Source organism: Ramlibacter sp., assembly GCF_035627355.1.
GTDB lineage: Bacteria > Pseudomonadota > Gammaproteobacteria > Burkholderiales > Burkholderiaceae_C > Ramlibacter.
The window spans coordinates 21,203-28,877 of record NZ_DASPLW010000064.1 but is presented as its reverse complement, the minus strand read 5'-3'; the positions used below and the strand labels follow the sequence as shown (position 1 = coordinate 28,877).

The window sequence follows — 7,675 nt, the reverse complement described above, 5'->3', positions numbered from 1 at the left end:
CACCACCCCGGAGGTGGACACCGTCACGCGCCGGCGCGACAGGCCGTAGCCGTGGTCGTCCAACATGACGCGCAGCGCCGGCACCAGCGCCGAGTAGTTCTGCAGCGGCTCGCCCATGCCCATCATCACCACGTTGGAGATCACGCGCTCGCGCGTGCCCAGGCGCTCGCGCAGGTGGTGCTCGGCGAACCAGAGCTGGGCCACGATCTCGCCGGTGGTGAGATTGCGGGAAAAGCCCTGGTGGCCGGTTGAGCAGAACCGGCAGCCGACGGCGCAGCCGGCCTGGGAGGACACGCACAGGGTGGCGCGGTCGTCCTCGGGGATGTAGACGGCTTCGACGGCATTGCCGCCGCCGACGTCGAACAGCCACTTGATGGTGCCGTCCGCCGACTCCTGGCGGCTGGCGACGGCGAGGCCCTCGATCGTGGCGCAGGCCTTGAGCTTGTCGCGCAGCGACTTCGCCAGGTCGGTCATCTGGTCGAAGTCGCGCGCGCCGCGCTGGTGGATCCAGCGGAACAGCTGGGTGGCGCGGAAGCGCTTCTCGCCCAGCGAGGCGCAGAACGCAGCCAGCCCCTCGAGGTCGAAATCGAGCAGGTTGGCCCTGCGACCGGACTCGGGAGCGGGCGTCATTGCATGGGGGTTCCCGCGATCAGCGGGAGTGGATGTCCAGGCTGGGGAAGAAGAAGGCGACTTCCACCTGCGCGGTTTCGGGGGCGTCGGAGCCGTGCACCGCATTGGCGTCGATGCTGTCGGCGAAGTCGGCGCGGATGGTGCCCTTCTCGGCCTTCTTCGGATCGGTGGCGCCCATCAGCTCGCGGTTCTTCAGGATGGCGTTCTCGCCTTCCAGCACCTGGATCATCACCGGGCCGGAGACCATGAAGTCCACCAGGTCCTTGAAGAAGGGACGCTCCTTGTGGACGGCGTAGAACTGCTCGGCTTCGCGGCGCGACAGGTGGGCCATCCGGGCGGCAATGATCTTCAGGCCGGCGGCCTCGAAGCGGCCGTAGATCTGGCCGATCACGTTCTTGGCCACTGCGTCCGGCTTGATGATGGAAAGGGTGCGTTCGATCGCCATGGGTGCGTACCTGTTGATGTGGAAATGGAGTCGCGCCGGCTGGGATGCGCGGCGCCGGGAAAAGTTCGGGCCCGGACCCGGGAGAACCCGGCATTTTAAACCGGGCGTCGGTGACCGCTGCCTCAGCGGCCCCCGCGGTTGCCCCGCCGCGCACCCCCGCGCCGCTGGCCTCCGCCGCCGCCACCGCTGCCGCCCGGGCCGCCCTGGCGCTGACGCATGAAGCTGTCGGCGCCGATGTAGCCGAACGAGGTCTTCATCGGATCCGGCTGCGAACTGCCTCCGGAGCGGTCCTTGTTGCGGCGCTGCTGCTGGCCGCCGCCCTGCGGCTTGCCGCCATTGGGCTGGCCGGCGTTGCGCGCGCCGTCCGGGCGCGGGCCGCCGCCGCGGTTGCCACGGCGGCGGTTGCGCGACTTGCCGCCGCCTTCGCCCTGCGCACGCTCGCCGGCCGGCGCGCCGCCGGCGGCCTGCGTGAGGGCGCGGATGTCGCGTTCGTCCAGCTCGGCCCACTGCCCGCGCTTGAGGCCGCGCGGCAGCACCATCGCGCCGTAGCGGATGCGGATCAGGCGGCTGACGGCATGGCCCAGCGCCTCGAACAGCCGCCGGACCTCGCGGTTGCGGCCTTCGGAGATGGTGACGCGGTACCAGTTGTTGGCACCTTCGCCACCGCCGTCCTCGATGGAGCCGAACTGCGCGCGGCCGTCCTCGAGCTCGATGCCATCGAGCAGGCGCTGCCTGGATTCCGCCGACAGCTCGCCCAGCACGCGCACCGCGTACTCGCGCTCCAGGCCGAAGCGCGGGTGCATCAGCCGGTTGGCCAGTTCGCCCGAGCTGGTGAACAGCAGCAGGCCTTCGGTGTTCAGGTCGAGCCGACCGACCGACTGCCACTTGCCCTGCTGCAGCTTCGGCAGCTTGCGAAACACCGTGGGCCGGTTCTGCGGGTCGTCGTGCGTGACCACCTCGCCCACCGGCTTGTGGTAGGCGATCACGCGCGGCGCCGGGGGGGCGATGCGCACCTTGATCGGCTTGCCGTTGACCTTGATCTGGTCGCCGAACTGGATGCGCTGGCCGATGTGGGCGGGCTCGTTGTTGACCGAGATCCGCCCTTCCATGATCAGCTGCTCCATCTCCAGGCGCGAGCCCAGGCCGGCCTGGGCCAGCACCTTGTGCAGCTTGGGGGTCTCGGCCTGCGGCGCCAGCACGCGCTTGGCGGGCGGCGGCGTATCGGCCGCCTGCTCCTCCTCGTCGAAACGGCCGGACACCACGTCCTCGAAGCGCACGGGCTCGGCCGGCGGGGCCGCGGGCGCGCGCCCGCGCGGCGACCTGCCGGCGGAGGGCTCGTCCTCGTCGCGCTCGTCGTCGTCTGCCGCAGCGTCCTCGCTGGCGTCTCCCGACTCCGCAAGCGTGTCCACGGGCGCGACGGCCGGCGTGTCCGCGGGCGCGCCAGGCGCCTGCGCCTCGACGGGTGTGGCCTGGCCGTGCTCCTCGTCGTCCAGGGGAGCCGCCTCGGCGGCGGGATGGGTCGGATCGTTGGAATTCATGCGACTTCGGGTGAGGACGGGGGCGCTTCGGCATTGCCGGCGGCCGGCTGGGTGGCGTCGGGCGCCGGCGGCGCGTCGGGAGCAGCGGGGTCGGCAGCGGCTTCGGCTCCCGGGACTGCGTCGGCGTCGGCTTCCGGGGACTCGCCGACCTCCATCTGGAGCGGCGGCTGTTCCGCGTCGGCTTCGCCGGCCAGGCCGGCCAGCGCCTCGATCTGTCCGCTGGGCGATTCCAGCATGGGCAACTGGTCGAGCGAGGCCAGGCCCAGGTCGTCCAGGAACTGCCGCGTCGTGGCGTACAGCGAGGGACGGCCCGGCGCTTCGCGGTGGCCGATCACCTCCACCCAGCCGCGGTCCTCGAGCTGCTTGAGGATCTGCGTATTGATCGTGACGCCGCGGATGTCTTCCATGTCGCCGCGCGTGACCGGCTGGCGGTAGGCGATGATGGCCAGCGTCTCCAACGCCGCTCGCGTGTACTTCGGCGGCTTCTCCGGGTGCAGGCGGTCGAGCCAGGGCCGCATCTCGGGCCGGCTCTGGAAGCGCCAGCCGCTGGCCACGCAGGAGAGCTCGACCCCGCGCTGGGCCCAGTCGTGCTGCAGGTCCTGCAGCAGCGACTTGACGGTGTCGGCGCCGAGTTCATCGTCGAACAGGACCCGCAGTTCCCGCACCGGAAGCGGCTGGGGCGAGCAGATCAGCGCGGTCTCCAGGACGCGCTTGGCATCCGCGGTATTCATCTTCTTGCGTACTTCCTGGCTGGATCGGGAGCGCCGGGGCGATCCCGTCAGTGGGGCCCGTCAGAAGGGCGGCGGCTCATCGCGGCTGGCGGCCGGCGGGCGGGTTGGCAGGCCCGGCAGGCGTGGCTGCTGGCGCCAGCGCTGAAGCCGGATTGTAACGCAGCCCCCAGGCGGAGAGCCCGTGCACGAAGTCGGCCGGAAGCGGGGAGACGAAGGCCAGCGCCTCGCCCGTGACCGGGTGCGCGAAGGCGAGCCGGAAGGCGTGCAGGGCCTGCCGCGCCAGGCTGCCATCGACGCCCCCGGGCTGCGCCGCGCCGCCATAGAGCTCGTCGCCGGCCAGCGGATGGCCGAGGTGGGCCATGTGCACGCGGATCTGGTGCGTGCGTCCGGTGTGCAGGCTGGCGCGCACGAGGCAGGCGCCCGCCGCGTTGTCCAGCAGTTCGAAGGTGGTCATGGCCGGCTTGCCGGCATGCTGGGCCAAATCCACCACGGCCATGCGCAGCCGCTGGCGCGGGTCGCGGCCGATCGGCGCATCGACCGTACGGAGCGGCTCCCGCTGCCAGCGGCCGACCCCGATCGCGAGGTACTGGCGCGCGACCTCGCGCGCCGCGATCGAGCGCACCAGGGCGTCCATCGCGGCCCGGGTGCGCGCCACCACCATCAACCCGCTGGTGTCCTTGTCCAGCCGGTGCACGATGCCGGCGCGCGGCACCACCGCGGCATGCGGATCGCGAGCCAGCAGCCCATTGAGCAGCGTGCCGCTCCAGTGGCCCGGTGCCGGGTGCACCACCAGCCCCGGAGGCTTGTCGATCACCAGCAGGTGTTCGTCCTCGTGAACCACGGCCAGCGGCATGGGCTCGGGCCGGAACGCCAGGCTTTGCGGCGTGGGCCGCAGCTCGATGCCCAGGGTGTCGCCGGCCTTCACGCGGTGGGCCGGCCGGGCGCTCCGCCGGCCGTTGACGGTCACCGCACCGCCGTTCACCAGTTGCTGCAGGTAGCTGCGGGAGAACTCGGGCACCAGCTCCACCAGCGCCTGGTCCAGCCGCATGCCGTGGCGCGCCGGGTCCAGCGCGAACTCGCGCCATTCCGATGGCGCTTCGGCGGCCTCGGCCTCGTCGTCGGGCAGCGCCGGCACCTCGGCCCCGGCAGGCCCCGCTCCTATAATCGTCCGGCCCTGTTTCAAGAAGGTCTGCGCTTCATGCTTCGAGCGAAATTATCGTGTGCCGCCGTGGCCTCGTTGCTGCTGCTGGCGGCGTGCTCCACGGTCGAAGAGGACAAGACCGCGAACTGGAGCCCGAACCGGATCTACGCCGAAGCGCGCGACGAACTGAACGCAGGCGCCTACGACAAGGCCGTGCCGCTGCTGGAGAAGCTCGAAGGCCGCGCGGCCGGCACCCCGCTGGCGCAGCAGGCGCAGCTCGAAAAGGCCTATGCCCACTACAAGGCGGGCGAGCAGGCCCAGGCCATGGCGACGCTGGACCGGTTCATGAAGCTGCACCCGGCCAGCCCGGCGATCGACTACGCCCTGTACCTCAAGGGCCTGGTCAACTTCAACGACAACCTCGGCCTGTTCTCCTTCATCTCGCGGCAGGACCTGTCCGAGCGCGACCAGAAGGCCGCCAAGGAATCGTTCGAGTCCTTCCGCGAGCTGGTCACCCGCTTCCCCGATTCGCGCTACGCACCCGATGCGCGCGCCCGCATGACGTACATCGTCAACTCGCTCGCGCAGTACGAGGTGCACGTGGCCCGCTACTACTACACGCGCGGCGCCTACGTGGCGGCGATCAACCGCGCGCAGGCCGCGCTGGCCGACTACCGCGAGGTGCCGGCGCTGGAAGAAGCGCTGTTCATCCTGATGCGCTCCTACGACGCGCTGGGCATGACCCAGCTGCGCGACGACAGCCGCCGCGTGCTGGAGAAGACCTACCCCGACAGCGAGTACCTGACCAAGGGGTTCAAGGCGAAGGAGTCCGACCCCTGGTGGAAGATCTGGTAGGCCCAGCGCCCGCCTCTGCCTGCTTCGAGCCCGCCCGTGCGGGCTCGATTCGTTTCTAGGCCGACATCAGGCTCCGGGCCGCCGACAGTTCGTCGAGCACCGCTTCGAAATCCTGCGGTGTGTCCAGGCGCCGCATCGGGGGCAGCGCGGCGAGCAGGCGGCGGCCGTAGGACATGGTGGCCAGCCGGGTGTCGCAGACGACGAGCACGCCGCGATCGGTCTCGCGGCGGATCAGGCGGCCGGCCCCCTGCTTGAGGGCGACGGCGGCCTCCGGGATGAAGTAGTCCTTGAAGGGATTGCGGCCCTGCCCTTCCAGCCGCTGCGAGCGCGCTTCCACCAGCGGATCGCCCGGTGGCGGGAACGGCAGCTTGTCGATGATCACGAGTTCGAGCGCGTCGCCGGGGACGTCCACGCCCTCCCAGAACGAGGCCGATGCGACCAGCAGGCAGCCGGGGCCGCCCTGCTGCGAGCCTTCGCGGAAGCGCTCGATCAGCCGGCGCTTGGGCCATTGCCCCTGCACCAGCACCTCGATCTCGCGCGAGTCGCGGAACGCCTGCTGCAGCTGATCTCCGATGCTGCGCAACGCCCGCAGCGTGGTCGTCAGCACCATGGTGCGGCCGCCCAGGCGCGGGGCCGCGCCGGCGGCCAGTCGCGCCACTGCGGCGGCATGGCCCGGGTCGGCCGGGCGCGGCAGCTCGCGCGGCAGGTAGATGGCGGCCTGCGAGGGGTAGTCGAAGGGGCTGCCGACCCGCAGCACCTGCGCATCCTGCAGTCCGCAGGGCTCGGTGAACCAGCTCAGGCGCTCGTCGTCGCCCAGCGTGGCCGAGGTGAAGACCCAGGCGCGGCGCGTCGGGGCGGATGCCGGGTCGGCTTCATCGCCCTGCCCACCATCGGCCTCGGTCTTGAGCAGCTTGCTGCGCACCGCCTGCGCGATGTCCAGCGGCGACTCCACCAGGCGGAGTTGCTGGCCGACGTCGACCCAGCGCACCGAGCCGGACTCTGCCGGCGCAAGGAAGCGCGAAGTGCGCTCGGCGAGGGTCCCCGCACGCTCCTGCAGCCGCGTGAAGTCCGGCGCGATCTCGCTCACAGTCGACAGCGCGTCCATCACGTCCTCGCAAGCCGACAGCACTTCGGACAGGGCGGACTGCCAGTCGTCTTCGGGAATACCTTCGGGGGCCGACCCGGTCCACCGCAGCCGCGCCGAGGCCGACGCCCGGCCGACCACCAGCCGCAGGTCGCGCGTGGCGCGTTCGAGCGTGCCGGCCAGCCCGCGCCAGTCCTGCAGGCCGCGGGCCAGCTGCAATCCGGCGGCCAGCAGGTCGCGCGTGAAGTCCAGCAACTGCCCGGTGCCGAGCTGGCGACCGAGGAACTGCACGCCCGTCTCGTTGAGCTGGTGGGCTTCGTCGAACACGGCCACGCGCACCGTGGGCAGCAGTTCGGCCATGCCCGATTCACGCACCGCGAGGTCGGCGAAGAACAGGTGGTGGTTGACCACGACCACGTCGGCTGCCAGCGCTTCGCGGCGCGCGTGGTTGACATGGCAGTCGCGAAAGCGCGGGCATTGCGAGCCCAGGCAGTTCTCGCGCGTCGAGGTGACCAGCGGGATCACGGGCGAGCGCTCGTCCAGCCCCGGCAGCTCGGCGAGATCGCCGGTGCGGGTGGCTTGCGCCCATTGCTCGACCCGCGCGAGCGTGGCCATCGCGCTGCGGTCGGCCGCGCCCGGGTCGCGCCGGGCCAGCTCCAGGCGGTGCAGGCACAGGTAGCTGGCGCGGCCCTTGAGCAGGGCGGTGCGCACCGGCAGCCCCAGCGCCTCCACCAGTCGCGGAAGGTCGCGGCCGAACAGCTGGTCCTGCAGGGTCTTGGTGGCGGTGGACAGCAGCACCCGCTCGCCGGACAGCAGCGCGGGCACCAGGTAGGAGAAGGTCTTGCCGACGCCGGTGCCGGCCTCGACCACCAGCGCCCCGCCCTGCTCGATGGTCCGGGCGACGGCCAGGGCCATCTCCGTCTGGGCCAGCCGGGGGCGGAAGGTGGGCACCGCCCGGGGCAAGGCGCCGTCGCCGGCAAAAGCACGGCCGACGGCTTCGGTCAGGGTCATCAGGCGGGTTCTTTGGGGTCCAGGGCCAGCTCGAGCTGCACGATCAGGTCGCGCAGCGCCAGCCGGCGCTTCTTCAGGCGGCGCAGGGCCAGTTCATCCAGGGGTGCCTCGTGCGCGGTGCGGTCGATCAGCGCATCGAGGTCGGCGTGCTCCATCCGCAGCTCGATCAGCCGCCGCTCGGGCGAGTGCAGGTTGGATTCCACGGGATGATTGGCCAAAAACGCACGCCGGAGCTCTGCG

The 7,675-nt window shown here is 71.5% G+C and carries 8 protein-coding genes; 1 reads left to right on the top strand and 7 read right to left on the bottom strand.

Annotation, left to right across the window (positions count from 1 at the left end; translation table 11 throughout):
- The 5 genes from rlmN to VEC03_RS15405 form a co-directional block, all read right to left on the bottom strand.
- The coding region (rlmN, locus tag VEC03_RS15425) for a 23S rRNA (adenine(2503)-C(2))-methyltransferase RlmN (RefSeq protein WP_414708505.1) at window positions 1-630 on the bottom strand (630 nt) is incomplete at its 3' end.
- Window positions 631-649: 19 nt separating this feature from the next.
- On the bottom strand, window positions 650-1,075 hold the full coding sequence (gene ndk, locus VEC03_RS15420) for a nucleoside-diphosphate kinase (protein ID WP_324916922.1): 426 nt from the start codon (window positions 1,073-1,075) through the stop codon (window positions 650-652).
- Window positions 1,076-1,197: 122 nt separating this feature from the next.
- Window positions 1,198-2,613, bottom strand: coding sequence for a pseudouridine synthase (locus tag VEC03_RS15415; RefSeq protein ID WP_324916920.1), 1,416 nt, complete (start codon window positions 2,611-2,613; stop codon window positions 1,198-1,200).
- Window positions 2,610-3,344: an SMC-Scp complex subunit ScpB gene (gene scpB, locus VEC03_RS15410; protein ID WP_324916917.1), complete on the bottom strand. Its 735-nt coding sequence runs from the start codon at window positions 3,342-3,344 to the stop codon at window positions 2,610-2,612. The genes VEC03_RS15415 and scpB overlap by 4 nt, the downstream gene beginning before the upstream one ends.
- A gap of 76 nt (window positions 3,345-3,420) precedes the next feature.
- Window positions 3,421-4,506 (bottom strand): RluA family pseudouridine synthase, encoded by a 1,086-nt coding sequence (locus VEC03_RS15405; RefSeq protein ID WP_414708506.1) that lies wholly within the window; start codon window positions 4,504-4,506, stop codon window positions 3,421-3,423.
- A 36-nt stretch (window positions 4,507-4,542) separates the two neighbouring features.
- On the opposite strand from VEC03_RS15405, the gene VEC03_RS15400 reads away from it, so the two are divergent.
- Window positions 4,543-5,340 carry an outer membrane protein assembly factor BamD gene (locus VEC03_RS15400; RefSeq protein WP_324916912.1) on the top strand — a complete coding sequence of 266 codons (798 nt, stop codon included), beginning with the start codon at window positions 4,543-4,545 and terminating at the stop codon, window positions 5,338-5,340.
- A gap of 55 nt (window positions 5,341-5,395) precedes the next feature.
- Here VEC03_RS15400 and VEC03_RS15395 read toward each other — a convergent pair whose 3' ends face one another.
- A complete protein-coding gene (locus tag VEC03_RS15395; protein ID WP_324916909.1) occupies window positions 5,396-7,435 on the bottom strand; it encodes an ATP-dependent DNA helicase in 2,040 nt (679 codons plus the stop codon).
- Window positions 7,435-7,638 carry a YdcH family protein gene (locus VEC03_RS15390; protein WP_324916906.1) on the bottom strand — a complete coding sequence of 68 codons (204 nt, stop codon included), beginning with the start codon at window positions 7,636-7,638 and terminating at the stop codon, window positions 7,435-7,437. The genes VEC03_RS15395 and VEC03_RS15390 overlap by 1 nt, the downstream gene beginning before the upstream one ends.
- Window positions 7,639-7,675 lie beyond the last annotated feature (37 nt).

What these genes read in the sequence shown, in the direction of transcription:
- scpB (WP_324916917.1), bottom strand. Translation starts at nt 3,344, where the DNA reads ATGAATACCGCGGATGCCAAGCGCGTCCTGGAGACCGCGCTGATCTGC.
- VEC03_RS15400 (WP_324916912.1), top strand. Translation starts at nt 4,543, where the DNA reads ATGCTTCGAGCGAAATTATCGTGTGCCGCCGTGGCCTCGTTGCTGCTG.
- ndk (WP_324916922.1), bottom strand. Translation starts at nt 1,075, where the DNA reads ATGGCGATCGAACGCACCCTTTCCATCATCAAGCCGGACGCAGTGGCC.
- VEC03_RS15415 (WP_324916920.1), bottom strand. Translation starts at nt 2,613, where the DNA reads ATGAATTCCAACGATCCGACCCATCCCGCCGCCGAGGCGGCTCCCCTG.
- VEC03_RS15395 (WP_324916909.1), bottom strand. Translation starts at nt 7,435, where the DNA reads ATGACCCTGACCGAAGCCGTCGGCCGTGCTTTTGCCGGCGACGGCGCC.